This window comes from Flavobacterium glycines (assembly GCF_900100165.1).
In the GTDB taxonomy this organism is placed as follows: domain Bacteria; phylum Bacteroidota; class Bacteroidia; order Flavobacteriales; family Flavobacteriaceae; genus Flavobacterium; species Flavobacterium glycines.
In genome coordinates this window covers 1-21,329 of sequence record NZ_FNEO01000003.1, presented here as the reverse complement: position 1 = coordinate 21,329, position 21,329 = coordinate 1, and the positions used below count along the sequence as shown (strand labels likewise).

General features: G+C 32.3%; 14 protein-coding genes and 1 rRNA gene. 7 read left to right on the top strand and 8 right to left on the bottom strand.

Annotation, left to right across the window (positions count from 1 at the left end; genetic code table 11):
* The first annotated feature begins 400 nt into the window (after window positions 1-400).
* The 5 genes from rpsA (at window position 401) to BLR17_RS09870 (ending at window position 8,731) form a co-directional block, all read left to right on the top strand.
* Window positions 401-2,179 carry a 30S ribosomal protein S1 gene (gene rpsA, locus BLR17_RS09890; RefSeq protein WP_066323894.1) on the top strand — a complete coding sequence of 593 codons (1,779 nt, stop codon included), beginning with the start codon at window positions 401-403 and terminating at the stop codon, window positions 2,177-2,179.
* Window positions 2,180-2,421: 242 nt separating this feature from the next.
* Window positions 2,422-5,067, top strand: a complete 2,646-nt coding sequence (locus BLR17_RS09885) for a gliding motility-associated C-terminal domain-containing protein (RefSeq protein ID WP_066323899.1) — start codon at window positions 2,422-2,424, stop codon at window positions 5,065-5,067.
* A 30-nt stretch (window positions 5,068-5,097) separates the two neighbouring features.
* Complete coding sequence (locus BLR17_RS09880; RefSeq protein ID WP_066323901.1) at window positions 5,098-6,033, top strand: PorP/SprF family type IX secretion system membrane protein; 936 nt, start codon at window positions 5,098-5,100, stop codon at window positions 6,031-6,033.
* Window positions 6,034-6,043: 10 nt separating this feature from the next.
* Window positions 6,044-8,167: an OmpA family protein gene (locus tag BLR17_RS09875; RefSeq protein ID WP_066323977.1), complete on the top strand. Its 2,124-nt coding sequence runs from the start codon at window positions 6,044-6,046 to the stop codon at window positions 8,165-8,167.
* A 111-nt stretch (window positions 8,168-8,278) separates the two neighbouring features.
* Window positions 8,279-8,731: a DUF5362 family protein gene (locus BLR17_RS09870; RefSeq protein WP_066323903.1), complete on the top strand. Its 453-nt coding sequence runs from the start codon at window positions 8,279-8,281 to the stop codon at window positions 8,729-8,731.
* 44 nt (window positions 8,732-8,775) lie between these two features.
* On the opposite strand, the gene BLR17_RS09865 is transcribed toward BLR17_RS09870, so the two are convergent.
* The 8 genes from BLR17_RS09865 to BLR17_RS09830 all read right to left on the bottom strand — a co-directional run bounded on the left by BLR17_RS09865 (window position 8,776) and on the right by BLR17_RS09830 (window position 19,589).
* Entirely contained in the window at window positions 8,776-9,372 is a 597-nt protein-coding gene (locus BLR17_RS09865) for a DUF2238 domain-containing protein (RefSeq protein ID WP_066323905.1), read from the bottom strand.
* 138 nt (window positions 9,373-9,510) lie between these two features.
* On the bottom strand, window positions 9,511-12,609 hold the full coding sequence (locus BLR17_RS09860; protein ID WP_066323906.1) for an efflux RND transporter permease subunit: 3,099 nt from the start codon (window positions 12,607-12,609) through the stop codon (window positions 9,511-9,513).
* 15 nt (window positions 12,610-12,624) lie between these two features.
* Window positions 12,625-13,896 (bottom strand): carbohydrate porin, encoded by a 1,272-nt coding sequence (locus BLR17_RS09855; RefSeq protein ID WP_066323978.1) that lies wholly within the window; start codon window positions 13,894-13,896, stop codon window positions 12,625-12,627.
* Window positions 13,897-13,963: 67 nt separating this feature from the next.
* Window positions 13,964-15,049 (bottom strand): efflux RND transporter periplasmic adaptor subunit, encoded by a 1,086-nt coding sequence (locus BLR17_RS09850; RefSeq protein ID WP_066323920.1) that lies wholly within the window; start codon window positions 15,047-15,049, stop codon window positions 13,964-13,966.
* Between the two features lie 13 nt (window positions 15,050-15,062).
* Window positions 15,063-16,310, bottom strand: coding sequence for a TolC family protein (locus BLR17_RS09845; protein ID WP_066323921.1), 1,248 nt, complete (start codon window positions 16,308-16,310; stop codon window positions 15,063-15,065).
* A gap of 97 nt (window positions 16,311-16,407) precedes the next feature.
* Entirely contained in the window at window positions 16,408-17,766 is a 1,359-nt protein-coding gene (locus BLR17_RS09840; protein WP_066323925.1) for a sensor histidine kinase, read from the bottom strand.
* On the bottom strand, window positions 17,763-18,443 hold the full coding sequence (locus BLR17_RS09835; RefSeq protein ID WP_066323927.1) for a response regulator transcription factor: 681 nt from the start codon (window positions 18,441-18,443) through the stop codon (window positions 17,763-17,765). Before BLR17_RS09835 ends, BLR17_RS09840 begins: the two co-directional genes overlap by 4 nt.
* Before the next feature lie 57 nt (window positions 18,444-18,500).
* Entirely contained in the window at window positions 18,501-19,589 is a 1,089-nt protein-coding gene (locus tag BLR17_RS09830; RefSeq protein WP_066323933.1) for a M42 family metallopeptidase, read from the bottom strand.
* 84 nt (window positions 19,590-19,673) lie between these two features.
* Here BLR17_RS09830 and BLR17_RS09825 point away from each other — a divergent pair, with 84 nt between their 5' ends.
* Together BLR17_RS09825 and BLR17_RS09820 are read left to right on the top strand one after the other, a co-directional pair.
* Window positions 19,674-20,339 (top strand): DUF4294 domain-containing protein, encoded by a 666-nt coding sequence (locus BLR17_RS09825; RefSeq protein ID WP_066323934.1) that lies wholly within the window; start codon window positions 19,674-19,676, stop codon window positions 20,337-20,339.
* An 873-nt stretch (window positions 20,340-21,212) separates the two neighbouring features.
* Window positions 21,213-21,329, top strand: a 16S ribosomal RNA gene (locus tag BLR17_RS09820); the annotation flags it as partial.

Here is a 21,329-nt window from a genome sequence, read left to right as displayed (position 1 = left end):
AGATTGGCGAAGTTCTTTTCTTTTCAAATATATCAAAATATCTTTACAAAAGAAGTTTTGGGAATGAAACGCTCTAAATAGCCCTGATGGAAGTGGCATCCTCTTGTCTCGTCTTTTGGATGAGACAAGAGATAGAGCGGACAGCAGGAGGGAAGTTCTTATAGAAATCAATACTTTCTGCTTCAAAAACCAATAAAAATCGCTGTTTAGCTTATTATTTAGTTTACTTAGTGATTATCAGTTTGATTTGTTTTGTGGTTACAAATAAATGTTTTAATTTTGCGCACCTTTTGGTGAATAAGAGTTTCCTTTAGGTATCAACTATTTATATAAACACTTCTGTAGTTTTCTATCACATTAAGAAGCTCAAGCAAACACAGAATACAAATTTACAATCAGCATGTCTGAACAATTAAAATCACAAGAAGAGTTTTTAGCAAATTTTAACTGGCACAATTTCGAAGAAGGTATTGATGCAGTTGATGAGAAAAACTTACAAGAATTCGAAGAATTAGTATCTAAAACTTTCATTTCTACTGACCAAGAAGAGGTTGTAGAAGGAGTTGTTGTAAGAATTACTGATAGAGACGTAATCGTTGATATCAATGCTAAATCTGAAGGTGTTATCTCTTTAAACGAATTTCGTTACAACCCTAACTTAAAAGTTGGAGATAAAGTAGAAGTATTAATCGACATCCGTGAGGATAAAACAGGTCAATTAGTATTGTCTCACAGAAAAGCACGTACAATCAAATCATGGGATAGAGTTATTGCTGCTAATGAAACTGGAGAAATCGTTAATGGTTTCGTTAAATGCAGAACTAAAGGTGGTATGATCGTAGACGTATTCGGAATCGAAGCGTTCTTGCCAGGATCTCAAATTGATGTTAAACCAATTAGAGATTACGATGTTTACGTAAACAAAACTATGGAATTCAAAGTGGTAAAAATCAACCACGAATTCAAAAATGTTGTTGTATCTCACAAAGCGCTTATCGAAGCTGATATCGAGGTACAGAAAAAAGAAATCATCGGTCAATTACAAAAAGGACAAGTATTAGAAGGTGTTGTTAAAAACATTACTTCTTACGGTGTGTTTATTGACTTAGGTGGTGTTGATGGATTAATCCATATTACTGACCTTTCTTGGTCAAGAATCAACCACCCATCTGAAGTTCTTGAATTAGACCAAAAATTAAATGTTGTAATCCTTGATTTCGATGATGAGAAAACAAGAATTCAATTAGGATTGAAACAATTAAACGCTCACCCATGGGATGCATTAGATGCTAACTTAACTGTAGGTGATAAAGTTTCTGGAAAAGTAGTTGTTATTGCTGATTACGGTGCTTTTATCGAAGTTGCTGAAGGTGTTGAAGGTTTAATCCACGTTTCTGAAATGTCTTGGTCTACTCACTTACGTTCTGCTCAGGACTTCGTGAAAGTAGGAGATGTTGTTGAGGCAGTTATCTTAACTCTTGACAGAGACGATCGTAAGATGTCATTAGGTATCAAACAATTGACTCAGGATCCTTGGACTGATATCACTTCTAAATACCCAGTAGGTTCTAAACACACAGGTATCGTTAGAAACTTTACAAACTTTGGTATTTTCGTAGAATTAGAAGAAGGAATTGATGGATTAATCTACATTTCTGACTTATCTTGGACTAAGAAAATCAAACACCCATCTGAATTTGTAAATGTAGGTGAAAAATTAGAAGTAGTTGTATTAGAATTAGATGTTGAAGGACGTAAATTATCTTTAGGTCACAAACAAACTACTGCTAATCCTTGGGATCAATACGAAGATTCTTTCGCTGTAGGAACTATCCACAACGGAGAGATCTCTGAAATCGTTGACAAAGGAGCTACTGTAGAATTTGGTGATGATATCGTTGCTTTCATTCCTACTCGTCACTTGGAAAAAGAAGACGGTAAGAAATTGAAAAAAGGTGAATCTGCTGATTTCAAAGTAATTGAATTCAACAAAGAATTCAAAAGAGTAGTTGCTTCTCACACTGCTATCTTCCGTGAAGAAGAAGAGAAAAATGTGAAAGCTGCTGCTGAAAACAATGCATCTGCTGCTTCTACTAATGCACCTGCTGCTACTTTAGGAGATAACAATGATGTGTTAGCTGCTTTGAAAGCTAAAATGGAAAAATCTGAGAAAAAATAATATTTCTCAAGTTTTATAAATTTAAAAGTCCCGAGTAATCGGGACTTTTTTTATGGAATAAATTTGTATAATAATTATTTTTTAAAATCCATTTTAAGTAGGTATAATTTGAAGTAAAATATTAATAAGTAAAAATACACTCGTAATAAGGTGTGTTTTTGTCGATTTTTTTAGATATTCTTGATACTTTATTTCTTACATTAGCAGTAAATTACTTAGATGTTTAATCTAAAAATAGGGGTATGCTAAAAAAAATACTTTTTTGTATCAAAAATAACCGTATAGAATTTTATTTCCTTTTTCTATTCATCTTGTCTTCAAATAGTTATTCTCAATGTGCGGGTAATGATGCTAGTTTAACTATTTGTGATATACAAAATCCGATTTATAAAAATATTAATCTTTTTAATCTTTTGGGAGGTACTCCAACAACAGGAGGAGTCTGGATTGATAATTCAAAACCACTGGAAGAAAGTATTTTTAATGGAATATTAGATGCGCAAGCATTACGAAACAGCGGTATTTATACTTATACCTATGTTCAGGATCCTTCAATTTGTACCAATAATACCGCTACAGTTACGTTAAAAATAGGTCCTTACACAGGTGTTCCAAGTCCAAATGTTTCTACCTGTGATGATGTAGAATCTTTTAATTTGTTTTTAGCTTTTGATGGAACAAAATTAGCTCCGCAACAAAATGGAACATGGACAGGTAACACTACTTCAGTTACTTTATCCGGAAACAGAATTAATCCTAAATTATTAGGCGAAGGAAATTATTCTTATACTTATAAAATACCGGCTTTAGATAGCTGTCCTGAGCAATCAGCAACAATATCGGTATCTATTTTTAGAAAGCCTGTTGGAGGAGATCCTTCTGATTTATTAATTTGTAGTAATGCTAATTTAGCTGCCTATAGCAACTTGAATTTAAATGATTTGCTGAGTGGAGAAGATCCGGGAGGAAGCTGGAGTGATGAATCAGGAACGAATCAAATCAGTGGTTCATCTGATAATAGGGTAAACCTGCAAACTATTTATAACACTTTTGGTGCAGGAACTTACAGTTTTGTTTATACCGTTTTATCTTCTAACCCTATATGTACAAATTCGCAATCTAAAGTTAAAATTATTATTGAAGATCCTTTAAATTTTACAGGGAGTACTTTGGTTGTCAACTCGGATATTTGTGAAAACGAAATTGCAACGGCTACTTATTCAGCTACTCTGACTAAAGGTCCTCAGCCAATTCCAAATGGTAATTATGATGTAAGTTATACGATAAACGATGGAGCGACTACTAAGTCGATTATTGTAAACGGAAACTTTACTAACGGAGTTTTTGTTTTTGCAGTAAATCCTGTAAATCTTCAGGCAGTAGGTAATTATACTTTTACAATAACCAAAATTGTTAATACAGCTTCGAAAGGTGCTTGTACTAATATTTTAGGCAGTATTACAGATGTTTTAAGCATTAATCCTTTGCCAAGAATTAATAACGCAACAGTAACTATCAATCCGGTTTGTAAAGGATTTGATGCTCAGGTTCAAATTTCGGGTAATACTAATTTAACGAATGGTAATTACAGAATAACTTATAATTTGTCAGGTGATAATACCGCAGCTAATCAACAAGCTAATTTCACCGTTGTTAATGGCGTTGCTAATTTTGTTGTACCTGCAAATTTATTACCGAATATAGGAGTGAATACGGTATTTACAGTTACTAATATTGTGAATTTAACTACGGGCTGTAGTAATTCAGTTGCCTTAGCAAAACTGATTACTGTTAAAGCTTTACCCGATGCCTCTGCTGTTGTTTTAAATATTAGCAATATTTGTTTAGGTCAAAATGCGACTGTTCAACTTTCAGGATTAGGAAGTTTGACTAATATTACTTTAAATTATGCTATATCAGATGCCAATGTAATTTCAAATCAGAATGTAACTCTTGCTGTAAATTCCGGAAGTGCAAATTTTTCTATTCCTTTTTCAGTGTTAAGCAATACCGGAAGTACAATATTTACGCTGAATTCAATTTTAGATAATGGAAATGGTTGTGCTGCTGTTGCTTTAAATAAAACAAAATCGTTTATTGTAAATGCTAAACCTTCAAATCCGGCAGGCAGTAGTTTTAGTTTTTGTAAAAATGATTTAAAAACAATAGCTAATTTAAGTCCAAGTGGTTCACAATTGCAATGGTTTGATTCGGTTTCAAGCACGACTATTTTAAGCGCATCAACATTATTAGTTACCGGAACGTATTATGTAAAAGAAGTCAGTTCCGCAACAGGATGTGAATCCGGAAGAACAGCAATTCCTGTAACAATTAATGAAATTGATACTCCGGTTTTAGCCACTGACGGACAAAATTTTTGTGGTTTAGATAAGCCAACGATTCAAAGTTTAAGTGATAAAACAACTTTTGATGATACTTTAGTTTGGTATGACGCTGCTGCAAATGGAAATCTGTTAAGTCCGAATGCATTACTAAAAGACGGAATGAAGTATTATGGATTTAATTATTCAGGTACAACGAATTGTTATTCGAATCCATTAGAAGTAACAGTTGTATTATCTGATTGTGAGGTTACTCCGGACTTTTTTATTCCTGATGGATTTTCACCAAATGGAGATAATAAAAATGATGTGTTTAGAATTCCAAATATTCAATTCATTTATCCTGATTTTAGCTTAGAAATATTCAATCGTTATGGAAATATTCTCTTTCGTGGGAATAAAAATAAGTTAGAATGGGATGGTAGAAATTCGGACTACAAAGTAGGTATTGATGGAATAGCTCCTAACGGAGTTTATTTTTATGTCCTTCATTTTAATAAAGGAAATAAAAAACCTGTTCAAGGAAGTTTATATCTAAACCGATAGTTGTTTGCATTACTTAAAACTAAATTTCGAATGAAAAAAATAATACTTAGTATCAGTTTTTTATTGTTTATAATAAAAGTTACTGCACAGCAAGATCCGGAATACACACATTATATGTATAATATGAATGTTATTAATCCAGCCTACGTAACAGGGACACAGGCTATGTTGGATTTAGGAGTTTTGTATCGGGCTCAATGGGCAGGAATGGAGGGAGCTCCTAAAACATATAATTTTTTTGGTCACATTCCTTTGAATAAAAAGGTAGAAATGGGACTTTCTGTAGTTACTGATGATATTGGAAACGGAGCATTGAAAGAGGATAATTTCTATGCCGATTTTGCTTATGTTCTAAATATGAGTAGTACAGCAAAATTATCATTAGGATTGAAAGCCGGTTTTACTTCGTTTAAAACAAATTTCAACGGTTTTCAATTGGAAACAGGAGATTCTTCCACAGACGAGGCTTTTTCAAATAATTTAAATGATATGTTTCCAAATATTGGAGCAGGAGCTTATTTTTTTACCAACAACTATTATTTGGGATTGTCTGCACCAAATTTGCTTTCGTCTAAACACATCGAAAAACGTTCTGGAATTAACGCTTTAGGTTCTGAGAAAATCCATATGTTTTTTACAGGAGGTTATGTTTTTAATTTATCAGATTCGTTCAAGTTAAAACCGGCTTTTATGACTAAGATTGTTCCGGGATCGGCTGCTTCTTTAGATGTTTCTGCGAATGTGTTGTTTAATGAAAAATTTGAATTAGGCGCTTCCTATCGATGGGATGATTCGGTAAGTGCTTTGATGAATATAAAAGTTTCACCCAGTATAAGTGTAGGTTATGCTTATGATTATGCGACTTCTAATTTAGGGCAGTTCAATTCAGGAACACACGAAGTTTTTATGTTGTTTAATATCGATTTATTAGGTAAAGGATTTGATAAATCACCAAGATTCTTTTAATATGATGACCATGAAAAGAATATACCTGCTATTAATTGTATTTAGCATACAATTTACGCAAGCACAGTCGCAAGATTTAAAAAGAGCCAAACGCTTATTTGATAGAACGTATTATAGCGAAGCTATTCCATTGTATGAATCTATTATTACTACGAATCGTTCATTTGAAGTCGTAAAAAATTTGGCTGACAGTTATTACAATACCAATAATTATGCTAATGCTCAAAGACAATATCGTTTATTAATTTCAAGATTTCCGGAGGCAGCAACTGCCGAATATTATTTTAAGTATTCGCAAACACTGAAAGCATCAGGAAATTATGAGGAAGCAAATAAGGTCTTGCGTGACTATTTTTTAAGTACTAAAAATCAAAAAGCCATTGAAAATCTTGATAAAGATAATTTGGTTTTAGAAAATATCTCAGCCTTGGGAAATAGATACAATATTAAAAATATGACTATCAATACATCTAATTCAGAGTTTGGAGCAGTAACTTACGGTCACGAATTAATTTTCTCGGCAGTAAATAACAGACCAAATATTTTTGGGAAGGTGTATAAATGGAACAATGAAAGTTATTTGGATTTGATGTCTGTTTCTCTTAAAAATCCTAAGATTGATTCGATTAAGAATTTTTCTGTCGAATTAAATACTCCGTTACATGAAGCTAATGCTGTTTTTACTAAAGACGGAAAAACAGTGTATTTTACCCGAAATAATTCTAAAGACGGAATAAGAGTTAAAAATGAAAACAAGGTTTCAACCCTCCAGATTTTCAGAGCTGAATTAGTAGATGGGAAATGGAGAAATATCACCGCTTTGCCTTTTAACAGCGATAATTATTCGGTAGAACATCCGGCTTTGAGCAATGATGGAAAAACCTTGTATTTTGCATCGGATATGCCGGGGTCTTTAGGTTCTTTTGATATTTACAGTGTTTCAATTTTAGGTTCTGATTATGGTACACCAAAAAATTTAGGTCCAACTATCAATACCGATAAAAAAGAACAATTTCCATTTGTTTCAAAAGACAACAAATTATACTTTTCTTCTAATGGGCATGCAGGTTATGGATTTCTGGATGTTTTTGTTTCCGAAATTAGAAAAGGAGAATTTACTACGCCATTAAATGTGGGGTTACCTATTAATTCCGGTTATGACGATTTTTCTTTTGTTATTGATTCGGATACACAGCAAGGTTATTTTGCTTCGAATAGAAAAGGAGGAAAAGGTGCTGACGATATTTATGAGATTAATGAAATTCAACCTTTGCTTGTTGAAAATTGCATGCAATATATTGCCGGTGTAATTACTGATGTGGATTCTAAATTGCCTTTGGCTCAAACAAAAGTGATTTTACAGGATGCTAATAAAAAAGAAGTCCAAAGTGTTATTACCTCAATCGATGGAAGTTTTTCTTTTTCAGTTGATTGTGAAAAAAGTTATACGGTTTATGCTTCCAAAAATCAATATACTGATGCTTCAAAATTTTTAAAATTATATAAGGATAGAAAGAAAACAAATGATGCTTCAATGGCTTTGAAATCGAAAGAGGTGATTAAGAAAGAAGAATTAGCAGTTATTGAGCAAAAGAAAAAAGAAGCAGCATTGTTAGTTGAAAAACAAAAGAAAGAAGCTGCTATTCTGGTTGAAAAAGCTAAAATAGAAAAAGAAAAAGCAGCTAAAAAAGCTATTGCAGATGCTGAAATCAAGAAACAAGAAAAAATAGCAACCATTGTTGCTGCTGAAAAAGATATTGTAAAAGACAAAGACAGATTGTTGATTAAAACCGATCCTATCTATTTTGATTACGATTTATGGTACATCCGAAAAGAATCAAAACCTATTTTGAATCGCGTAATCGAATTGATGAAGAAATACCCTGAAATGGTAGTAGAAATTGGTTCGCATACTGATAACCGAGGAAATGCTAAATACAATTTGGATCTTTCTTCTAAAAGAGCTGCTTCAACCAGAGAATATTTTATTAGCCAGGGAATTCCAGCTAAGCGAATTTTTGCCAAAGGTTACGGAGAAACAGTGCAAATTGTGAAATGTGAACCTAGTGAATCCTGCAACGAAGAACAACATGAGTTAAACCGAAGAAGTGAGTTTGTAATTAAGAATTTGTAAAAAAATAATTTTAATTGTAAAAAAGGTTTTCATTTTTTGAAAACCTTTTTTTTGTGTAAAATCTTATATTTTTTTTATACATTTAAAATCTAATTAATAAACTAAAATTTTATGGAAGAAATTCAAACATCGACGAATTCAAATTTACAAATTAACGAAGAATCAAAATCGTTTTTGAAAGAAACTGCTAAATGGGCTTATTTTTTATCCATACTTGGTTTTGTAGGAGTAGGTTTTATGGTTATTTTGGCTCTTTTTATGGGAACTATTTTTTCTAAATTGGGTGTTTTTGGAGCACGATTTGGAATGATGGAAGGCGGATTTATAACTGTTATTTATTTGTTGTTGGCAGTATTGTATTTTTTCCCAGTTTATTATCTGTTTCAATTTGCATCCAAAGCTAAAGTCGCTTTTAGCACTACAGACAATGAAAAATTAACGGCCTCTTTTGAATATTTAAAATCACATTATAAATTCATGGGGATTTTAGCTCTTGTGATATTTTCATTTTATGGAGTTGTGTTATTCTTTTCATTTATGGTGATTCTGTTATCAAGCTTTTAAAAAGGATTATATAAATATACTATCTTGGTATTATAAATAAAGATTTATAATTTCTGTATTTGCTTATCCTGTATTTTAGCGAACATAATCAAAGCAGTAATAGCGCCAATTGTTGCAAATAACATATCCGATTGAGTATCCCAAATATAGCCCTGAGTTCCTAAAAAAGCATCACCCTCTTCGGCTGTTACTAATGAAACGCCCCATTCAATCCATTCGTAAGCGGCACTAATGGCCAGGCAAATACAAACAATGATAAAGTTGAAAAAGCTTTTATTATTGATTACTTTTTTTCGGATAAACAGTTCTCTGATGATCATGGCAGGAATAAAACCTTGTGCAAAATGTCCAACCTTATCATAATTATTTCTGCTTTGATGAAAAACATTACGGATGTAATCAAATAAAGGAACTTCGGCATAAGTATAATGTCCACCAATGAACAAAATAATACAATGGATGAGTATTAGAAAATAAGTAAAATTGGTAAACCGAAATTTATTAAAAGTAAATGCAAGTATTAAAAGGCCAATGATAGCAGGAACAATTTCGAGAAAGCAAGTGAATTTTTCGTTAGGATTGATAATACACCAGCTTAAGGTGATAAAGAAAATGCTAAGCATTATATAAATATTTTTCATTATTTAAAAAGTATTCTGTTTAAAATATAAGTATTTTACTAATATATACTTTTTTAAAATAAAAAAACATCATTAAAATTTAATGATGTTTTTTTGTAATAATAATTAATTGCAGTTGCTTAAATAATTTCTGTTTGTTTACTCAATAGGTGCGTGTTTCTTGCGATTGAATATCCAGAATAGAATAGGAAACACTAATAGTGTTAAAATAGTCGCCGTTACTAAACCTCCAATGATGACGATTGCTAAAGGTTTTTGAGATTCAGAACCAATTCCGGTTGAAATGGCAGCCGGCATTAAACCTATTGAAGCCATTAATGCAGTCATAATTACAGCTCTGGTTCGGGCTTTGACTCCCATGAAAATAGATTCTTCCAGTGAAAATTTAGCTTTGAGATTATGATGGAATTCAGAGATGAGAATTACTCCATTCTGGATACAAATTCCCAGTAAAGCAATAAAACCAACACCGGCAGAGATTCCGAAATTCATTCGGGTTAAATGCAGGGCTATAATTCCACCAATTACTGCAAATGGAACATTGGCTAAAACAAGTAACGAATCTTTGATATTACCAAACAAAATAAACAGTAACACAAATATTCCAATTAAACTGATAGGTACTACCTGAGCCAGACGGGCACTGGCACGCACCTGATTTTCAAATTCACCTGTCCAGCCTATATGGTAACCTTCAGGCATTTTTAATTTGGCAACTCTGGATTGGGCATCAGCAATTGTACTTCCTAAATCTCGGTCGCGAACAGAGAATTTTACCCCAATGAAACGTTTGGTATTATCTCTGTAAATAAACGCTGGACCGGTTACAGTTTTGATATCGCAAATTTCTTTTAATGGAATTTTAGCTCCGCTGATTGTTCGTACTTTTAAATCGGCTATATCCTTGTCGTCTTTTCTGTATTCTTTTAAGAATCTTACTCGGACATCAAATTTCTTTTCCCCTTCGTATTTTTCAGTTGCTGTTTTTCCTCCAAAAGCTAATTCTAATACAGCCTGAGCATCACTTAAAGTCACTCCGTAAGCAGCCATTTTTTCTCTGTCTAATATAACGCTAATTTCAGGCTGACCGATGTTTCTTAAAATACCAACGTCTTTTATCCCCGGAACATGTTGTATTTTGCTAATGACCTGATTTGCCAGTTCATCTAATTTATCTAAATCATCTCCATAGATTTTTACTGCATTTGAAGCATTAATTCCCGCAACAGCTTCGGCTACATTATCAATAATGGGTTGTGAATAGTTGTAGCCAATTCCTTGATATTTTGTTAGTTTTTTATCCATTTGATCCACCAATTGATCCATTGAAATTTTTCGTTTCCATTCATCTTTTGGTTTTAGATTTACCTGCATTTGAACATAATAAAATCCACTGGGATCAGTCCCGTCATTGCTTCGTCCAATTTGAGATAAAACACCGTTTACCTCCGGGAAAGTTTGTAATTCTTTACGTAAAATAGCTGTTGTTTTAACGGTTTCTGTTAAACCGGTACTCATAGGTAATTTGGCTTCTACCCAGAGTGCTCCTTCGTTTAATTGAGGTAAGAATTCGGTTCCTAAAAATGAAGCCGAGAAAAAGACACCTAATAATAAAGTTAAAGAAACAGTTAGTGTTTTAATTTTATGTTTGAAAGTCCATTGAAATCCTTTGGTAACAATTCTGTCCCAAAAACTTACAAAGGAATTGTGTTTTTCTTTTACATTTTTATTTAATAACAAATGGGATAAAACCGGAACTAATGTTAATGTAAAAAGTAAGGCTCCCATTAGGGCAAATCCCAGAGTGTAGGCTAGGGGAGAAAACATTTTTCCTTCTACTTTTTGGAAAGAGAAAATAGGTAAAAGAGCGGTTATGATGATTAATTTAGAAAAGAAAATGGCTTTTCCCATTTCGGTTCCGGTTTTTTTAATCAAACTTCCTTTGGCTAATTTATTGTATTTTTCCATTCCTACAGCAACAGCTTTATGATCCAGTACAACAAAGAGACCTTCAACCATAACCACGGCACCGTCTATGATAATTCCAAAATCGACTGCACCTAAACTCAATAAATTGGCACTCATTCCCATCATTTTCAGACACAGAAAAGCAAATAATAATGCCAACGGAATTACGATTGAAACTGTAAAAGTGGTTCTCCAATCGGCCATAAAAAGAAATACGACACAGGTAACCAAGATGATTCCTTCGAATAAATTATGCATTACCGTTTCGGTCGTAAAATCCATTAGTCGGTCGCGATCGTAAAAAGTTTCCATTTTGACATCCTTTGGTAAAATACCATTATTAAGCTCATCAATTTTGGCTTTTACAGCTGTTAGAACTTCTTTAGCATTTTCACCTTTTCGCATCACGACAATTCCTTCAACAACATCGTCGTTTCCATTTAAACCAACTTGTCCCACACGAGGCATAGAACTTTCATAAACATTGGCCAAGTTTTTAACTAAAATAGGATTTCCGTTAGCGTCATCAACAATAATGTTTTCTATGTCCGAAATTGATTTTAATAACCCAACTCCACGTACAACATAAGCTTGTTGGTTTTTTTCAATTATATCCCCACCAACATTTAAGTTACTTTCATTAATAGCATCATAAACTTGTAACGGCGAAATATTATATTTCGCTAACTTAATAGGATCAACACCTACTTCATATGTTTTTTCCTGACCACCAAAAGCAACTAAATCAGCTACTCCGGGAACAGCGCGTAATTGTCTGTCAATTACCCATGTTTGTAAAGTTAACAAATCACGAGAATCACGATTTTTACTTTTTAAAACATACCTAAAAATTTCGCCTGTAGGACCATATGGTGGTTGTACATCGGCATTTACGCCTTCCGGTAAATTGACATTTTTTAATAAGTTGTTTACCTGTTGTCTGGCAAAAGCATCGTCAACTCCATCATCAAAAATGATTTTGATTACCGATAAACCAAACATAGTGATACTCCTTACACTTGTCTTTTTTTGAACCGAATTCATCGATATTTCGATAGGCGATGTTACAAAACGTTCTATTTCTTCGGCACTTTTTCCATTCCATTGACTTACAATAATAATTTGAGTATTAGTCACATCAGGAAAGGCTTCGATGGGCATATTTTTAAAGGCAATAAAACCTGATAGAGCCAGTAAACCAACCCAAAAAAAGGTGAAAGCTTTATTCTTTAAAGAAAAAGCAATGATGTTTTTTATAAATTTATTCATGGTGTTTAATAACTATTAAAATTCTGTATGAAAACGGAGTGATAAAAATTGAACTGGTCCCCGGTCTCTGTTGTATCCGGGATTAATGATGTACTGATAATCAGGAGAAAGTGTAATATGCGAATGAGGAACATTAAAAGAATAAAAGGCTTCTGCAATTTCTTCCGTACCGTAATTTAAATTTCCATCTCCTATCATAAAACCATTTCCGCCTAATTGCTGGTATTTTTGATGATCTTTAGATAATCCGTTAGTAGCTATGGCAATTCCTCCAAAATCATCTTTGCGATTCCACATTTTTCCTTTTAAATTAATTCCTAATGAAGCCGATTGGTCTATTTCGGTAAATGCCCAGGTCTCATTTTTTCCATCGTTATAACTAATACGCCCAAAAGCTCCCCATTGCTCTCCATGACTGTATTCTCCATTGATTCCCAGTCCGTATTTAGTTCTTCCGTCTGCTCGGGTACTTATGATATTAGGAGTTCCGATAAATGAAGAACTGGCTTGATTGTAATTCCCCATTTTAGCCACATTTTTGAATCCTAATACCCTAATGATTGCTTTGTCATTGTTTTTAAAATTCATTTCTTTTTCAACTTCTACATTTATTGCATTTGATTTATTGAAATTAAATTCCACATTTGGACCATTAGCGGTAGTTGGTAAAGCAGCTATACTAGCACGAATTTGCCAGGTGTCTAATTGATAATTCGCATAAATTGCATCGGTATAACCCCGGGTGTTTGCGGCATAATCCCAGGCTCCGTGTGTCATTAATGACCAATTTAAGAATTGAGTACGGGGATCATGACAAAAGGTATTTCCATCAAAGTAATCCGACAGCCCAAATTTTCCAATTACAAATTGTAACGACTGATTAATTCCTAAATCGATTTTTTGTTCCAAGAGCATTCGTGCCATATAAACTACAGGTTTAGTCTGACCAATTCTAAAAGTTTCTCCATTTGCAAAACCACCAAGACCTTTAGCTCCGGAAACTCCTTCACCACCTGACATTTCCGGGTTCAAACTTATTGTTGCTCCTTTCCATAAAGGCATATCAAAAAACAGAGTAGAAGTGAGTGAAAGTGCTTTCTCTTCATGATTTTGTAAGCTGTTATTTCCTGAATAATCGGCTTTAAAGGCGGGATGGTATTGATAAACGGAAGTCATTTGAAACCTCAAATTAAATGGTGCTATGCTATCATTTTGTTGATTTTGAGCAAATGAAACCGTGTAGGAAAAAATAGAAAACAGTATGAAATTTAAAAGCTTCAGTTTCATTTTAGTTATAATTTTAATGAATAAAGTTTTAAGGGAATTTGAATCAAAAATCAATGCATTTAGATTTTTAATCGTTTAAGGCATCATAAATAAATAACTGATTGTTAGTGATTACTTTTTCGTTTTCTTTTAAACCATTCGAAATATAGGTGGTGTCACCGACTTGTCTGTACACATCAACTTGTCTGGTTTCTATGTTGTTACGATCTTTGAAAATCATGACAAAATTTTTGCTTTTGTCAAAAATGATGGCATTATTAGGAATTGCAATCATAGATTGATCTTCATTGAATGATAATTTTATATTAGCATTCATTTCTGGTTTTAGCATATAATTAGGGTTCTGTAATTTGACGCGTGCCTGCATTGCTTTAGTTTCAGGATCTATAACGTTGAAAATTTTATCTATTTTTCCTTTAAAAATTTTGTCGGGATAACTTAATGTGGTTACAGACGCATCAATTCCAAGCTTTATTTTGTTGATGTCTATTTCGTTAATATTAGCCATTGCCCATACTTCACTAATTTCAGCTATATCAAAAATGTTATCAGAACGATCGTTACGTAAAAGCATATCCTGATTAATCTTTTTTTGAATGATAAATCCACTAATTGGAGCAGTTACTTCGTAAATAGAACCGGCTTTGATATTATAAATTTTATAGGTTTCCTGGATTTTACTTAATTGGGATTGCGCTTTATTTACCTCAGATTTTGCTTCCAGTACATCTCTTTCAGCATTTAATTTCCCAGCAAATAATTCCTGAGCAACTTTTAAGTTGTTTTTGGCAACTAATAAATCATTTTTGGCATCAATTAATTGCTTTTCAAAATCGGCGATATCCGTACTTCTTATAATTGCTAAAACTTGTCCTTTGTGTACATAATCGCCTAATTCAACATTTACTTTGATTACATTTCCTCCAACTAATGGGAATACATCAATAGATTTATTGTTGTCGGCTGTAATTTTTCCGTAAAAACTTAACTCATTTTTTAATGGTTCCATTTTTGCCTGAGCTGTTGTGGTAGATTTTAGCATAGTATCGCTCAAAGCAAAAGAAGTTTTAATTTCAGGATTTTCAACTTCTTTTTTGCAACTTGTATAGGATAGACTCAGGATAGCAATTCCTAAAATTATTTTATAGTTCATTTTGATATAGTTTTTAAAATAGATCTTTATTGATGGTTTTATTTAATTCTTCTGCAGACAGAACTAGGTTTTTCTTTAATTCATTTATTTGTACTGTAGCCAGATTGTAACTTTCCATGAAATCAGTAAATTCTAATAAACTGATATTTTGTTTTTGAAAATTGTCTAAGATTCCGTTGTATACTGTTTCAAAATCAGAGTTCAGAGTTGGTTTTATCAGCATGTAGTTTTTACGGGACTCGTCCCATTTATTCCAGGCAGTAGTGATTTCGGTTTGTATTTGTAAATCAAAATTTTGCTTTTCAATTTTAGATTGATCTAAAATGTTTTGAGCATATTTTATGTTACCTTTATTTTTATTCCAAAGAGGTAAAGGGATGTCAAGGGTTAAATTAGTTTCTTTTTGAAAAGCACCACTGCGTTGATCGTAATTAGCGCCTAAAGTGATATCCGGAATCGACAATGATTTTTGCCATTTCAGATTCAATTCATTAGCCTCAATTTCTTTTTGTTTAGCCAAATAATCAGGTCTGTTTGTGATAGCTTCATTTTCCAAATTTTTAATATCAAAAGGAATTGTTTTTAGGTATTTATTAAATTCTGTATTAGAAACATTGGGTATGATGTTTTCTGTTTCATTTAATAATAATTTTAAATTAGATTGTTCAACAATATTGTTATTTACAATTTCCATGCGCTCGTTTTTGAAATTGAGGTATAAAGATTGTAAACGAACCAGGTCTTTTAGAGGTAAATTTCCTTTTTGAGTCTGAATGGAATAGGAGTTAATTAATTCTTCAAGTCGGCTAAGTTGTTTATCTGTGGTTTCCAGTTTTTTTGAATTGTAAAAAACAGTATAAAAGCTTTGACGCAATTGCAGTTTTAGATTTCTAAGTAAATCATTAAATTGAAGTTCGGCTAATTGTTCATTAGCCTGAGCTAGTTTGATTTCATTCTTTTTCTTTCGTCCTAAATAAATCAGCTGTTCTATACCAAAAGCTTTTTGACCATTTTGGCCTACGTTAAAAAACTGATCTCTTTGGGGATTGTAAGCATTTAGACTGGCAGTAATAGTTGGGTTGTCCCAAATATGTGCTTGAATAGTTAAAGCTTTTGCTGCATCAATATTATAATGTGATGCTAAAAGGAAAAGATTGTTTTTTAAAAATTGACTTTCGCAGTCTTCTAATGTGACTGTTTTTTGTGCGCTAATTTGCTGATTGAGAGAAATCAGTAATAATAATGCAAATAACTTTTTCATTGTATCATTTTTATTTGATACAAAGTTGTTTTGTTAGTCTTTAAAGTGACTTAAATTGAACTTAAAAAGAACTTAAAAATGAAGAGAAATTTGTTTTTTAATGAAAAATAAGTTGGAATAAATTAGTCTTTTCTTTAGGAATACTATAAATAATTCGCGCTTTATGGAGTGTTAAAATTCGATTTACAATTCGCAATCCAAGACCAAATCCCGAGATTTCTTTTGAGTTTTTTCCACGCATAAAAGCCTGAAAAAGTTTTTTCTGCTCGTTTTCACTTAAAGTATTTCCGGTGTTTGAAATCGAAATAATAAGATTATCTCCGGAGGTACTAATTTTCACCTGAGCTTGTTTGTTGTCTGAATAAAGACAGGCATTTTTTAAAACATTATTTAAAGCTATTTCCAATAGATTTTTATTGCCTTTAATTTCTAATGCGGTATCTAAATTGTCGCTTTCTTCCATTTCAAATAATATTACAAAATCAGGAAAGCTTTTTTTGAGTTTTTTCATTGCCGAAAATAAAATTTCATCCATACGATGAACTTCGCTGTTTTCGGTATTTTTAGATTCAATTTTAGATAATATCAACAAGGAATTGATTAATTCCGACAGATGATTGACATCTGATAAAATAGTCTTTAAAAAAGTTTTTTCTTTGGCAGATGTAGTAACATCATCAATTGTATTTTCAATTTGTGCTGTAATTCTGGATAATGGTGTTCGGAGCTCGTGTGAAGCGTGTGCGGTGAATTCTTTTTGTTTTTGATACGAGATTTCTATTCGATCCATCATAAAATTAAATTCATTAGCAATCAAATCAATTTCATTTCTGGTGCTCTTAGAGGTAATACGGGTATCCAGATTGTTTTCGTTGATTTTTTTTATTTTTTGATGAAATAATTTGAGTGGATTCATGGCTTTTTTGACCATAAACGAAGTTAAAACCCAACATATACAAGTAAAAAGAAGATAGGATACGATTAAGGTGTATCTTAAAAAGAGTAATTTTCTTTTTCCATAATTATCCGTTGCCGAAATTAAGGCGTAAAAATCCTTGTCGTTTGTGTCATAAAAAACACCATATACTTCATAATCGCCTTGTTGTTTAAAGAAAGTTTTGTGTTTTTTAAGATATTTTAAGTCTTCTGCCGACCAATTAATTTTAGCATCATCAATACTACTGTAAATGAGTTTAAAATTAGAATCAAAAACTAAAGTTTTTTCGTTGTAGAGTTTATTGATAGAATTTTGGTCTATCATTTTTAAAAGTTTATTATCAACTTCTTTTACATTGACTAAAAGTTTAATATTTGAAAGGGCTTTTATTTCTAAACGATCTCTGAATTCTTCTTTTCTAAAATTAGAATATAAGATAAATATCACTGTTGATGCCAAAGCAAAAAGAATTGTAAACAGTAAGCTTACTAAAAGTGATATTCGGTTTTTTAATGTCATTCCTGATTGTTTAAATAGTAGCCGTAACCTATTTTAGTATGAATAAGTTTTACTTCTTGGTCTTTATCAATCTTTTTTCGCAGAAAATTGATATAAACTTCAATAGTATTTTGATTGGTTTCAATATGATAATCCCAAAGTTTTTCGGCAATAAATTGTTTGGAAATTATTTTTCCTTTGGCTTGTGCTAAAATTAAGATCAATTTAAACTCTTTTGGAGTGAGTTTAATTTCTTCACCTGATCTAAAAACTTTCATTTCATCTTCAAAGATTTCTAAATCTTCAATGATAATTTTGTTTTCTGTTTGCTGCGGAATTTCTTTTCGTCTTAATAAAGATAAAATTCGGGCATGTAATTCTTCAAAATGAAATGGTTTAACCAGATAATCATCGGCGCCATAGTCAAAACAAATTAGTTTATCTTCTATTTCACTAAAGGCTGTTAGCATGATTATAGGTGTTTTTTTATCTGTTTTACGAATGCCTTTGCAAACTTCTATGCCATTTGTTCCGGGAACATTTATGTCAAGAATTATTAAATCATATTCATAAGCGGAATATTTTTTTAATAATAAAGAGCCGTCATAATATGGAATACACTCGAATTCTTTTGAAGTAAAGAATGCAGATATTTCTTTGGATAAAGTAAAATCGTCTTCGAGTAGTAGAATTTTCATATTTATTTAGTTTGAAATTCGGCTATTGTTGAATAGCCGAATTGTAATTTGAAGCTCTTATTTAAAATAAGAAAAAGTCTCGTTGTTTTCTATTTTTACTATAGTTTCGTAGATTAATTTAATAACATTTTCTACATCTTCTTTATGTACCATTTCTACAGTGGTATGCATATAGCGTAAAGGAAGTGAAATTAAAGCTGAAGCCACTCCGCCATTACTGTAAGCAAAGGCATCGGTATCAGTTCCTGTAACTCTTGAAGAGGCTAGTCTTTGGAAAGGAATTTCTTTTTCTTCGGCAGTGTCAATAATTAAGTCTCTTAAATTGTTTTGTACAGCCGGTGCGTAAGTAATAACAGGACCTTTACCTATTTTAGTTTCTCCTTCTATTTTTTTATCAATCATTGGCGTAGTAGAATCATGACATACATCAGTAATAATAGCTACATTAGGTTTGATGGTTTGAGTAATCATTTCTGCGCCACGTAAACCTACTTCTTCCTGAACAGCATTAGTTATATAAAGTCCAAAAGGTAGTTCTATTTTATTTTCGTGCAATAGACGGGCTACTTCGGCAATCATAAAACCTCCCATACGGTTGTCAATAGCACGACAAACAAATTTGTTTTCATTTAAAATCTCAAATTCATCAGGATAAGTAATCACACAGCCTACATGAACTCCCAGTTTTTCTACCTGCTCTTTAGTTTCACAACCTAAATCTATAAAAATATTACTGATTTTTGGATTTTCTTCTTTGTCCCTGTTTCTGGTATGAATAGCCGGCCACCCAAAAACACCTTTTACAATACCGTTTTTAGTATGGATGTTTACTCTTTTTGAAGGTGCAATTTGATGGTCAGAACCTCCGTTTCTAATTACATATATTAATCCGTCATCAGTAATATAGTTTACATACCAGGAAATTTCATCAGCATGACCTTCAATTACCACTTTAAAAGGAGCATCCGGATTGATAACTCCTACAGCTGTTCCGTAAGTGTCTGTTATAAATGTATCAACATAAGGTTTTAGATACTCCATCCATATTTTTTGTCCGCTACTTTCGTAACCGGTCGGTGAAGCATTATTAAGGTAGCTTTCTAAAAAAGCCATTGATTCATTGTTTAATATCGATTTTGTATTCATAAAATATTTTTTTGCTAAATTATAAATTTGGTATTACAGTTGTATATTTAATGTATAATTTTACACCAAATTATAATCCTTAATATGAAGTCTATTTATTTTATAGCAATTTTATTTCTATTGTCTTTTTCTGGCTTTAGTCAGGGGGTTCCTTATAATCCCGATGCAATGGGATATGTGTTGACCGAAAAAGACAGTCTTTTAAATGATACTATTAAATTGCCTGAAATTGTAGTTTCTAAAAGTAAGTTGGACGAAGAAGGAAGGAAGCAGTACCTTATATTGCAAAATAGAGTTTACAGAACTTATCCTTATGCTAAATTAGCTGCCGACAGATTAACAAATTTAAATAAAGGTATGGCCAGACTCTCTTCTGAAAGAGAAAAAAGAAAGTACTTTAAAATAGTTGAAGATTATTTGACTAATGAATTTGAAGCAAGGCTAAAAAAGTTATCCCGAAGTCAGGGGCGTATTTTGGTTAAGTTGATTCATCGGCAAACAGGGAAAAGTACTTACGAATTAATTAAAACCCTGAAAAGTGGTTGGAAGGCTTTTTGGTCTAATACAGCTGCAAGTATGTTTGACATTGATTTAAAATCGCAATACTTACCATATGAAACCAATGAGGATTATTTAATTGAAAATATTCTTCAAGAAGCTTTTGATACAGGAAGACTTCAGAATCAACCAGCAGCTAATCCTGTAAATCTGGACAAATTAAATGAATATTGGGAAAGTAGATTACCATAATTTATATTAAAAATAATAAGTTTAAACTATACAGCCTGTCTCGTTCTAAATGAGACAGGTTTTTTTATGCCTTTCAATTAAAAAAATTCGGTACATATATAAGAGTAGTTTTTTGGAGCTTTTTCCTGCTATCCGCTACAATCTTTCATGACTAAAGGTCGTCAGGAAAGGATTTTCGCTTCTATCAGGGCTAGGGCAGTGGTGGTAAAAACAACATTTATACTCTAAATTCCGGAAAACCCCTTAGCGAACCTCTGTGTTTTCTTGGTTCATCTGTGCGGAAAAGCTATAAAACACGGTATTCATCCATCTAAACTCCTACAAATCCCAAAATCTCAGAAAAATAAGTTTCACGTTTTCAGTGTATTAAAAAATAGTTTGAAAATAGTTTAGAAAAGTCATTGTTAAAACGAATAAAGGTTCTACTTTTGCACCCGCAACAACGCAGACGTTCATAAAAATACTGACAGACTAACAAATCAAATTAGAAATTAATTTCTAAAAAAAAGGTTTAAAAAAGTTTGTGAGATTTAAAAACAGATGTTACATTTGCACCCCGCAAACGAGCGACGTTCCTTGAGAGACTGACAAGAAAAACGAAGAAAACGGAAAAGAAATTTTTCTAAAAAAAACTTCAAAAAAAGCTTGCCAGAAAGAAAAGAAGTTGTACTTTTGCACCCGCTTCGAGAAACACACCACGGTGTGAAAAAGAAGCGAAAATAATAAGAAGACACGTTCCTAGACATATTGAATTGACAGCCGTTTCGATGTAAATCGAAACAAATAAAATAAGAGTAATAGAATCAAAAGATTCGAAAGAAACCACTAGATCTGAAGTCAAATATAAAAAAGAGATTATATCTCGCAAAATATACGATGAAGAGTTTGATCCTGGCTCAGGATGAACGCTAGCGGCAGGCTTAACACATGCAAGTCGAGGGGTATAGGTTTTCGGACCTAGAGACCGGCGCACGGGTGCGTAACGCGTAT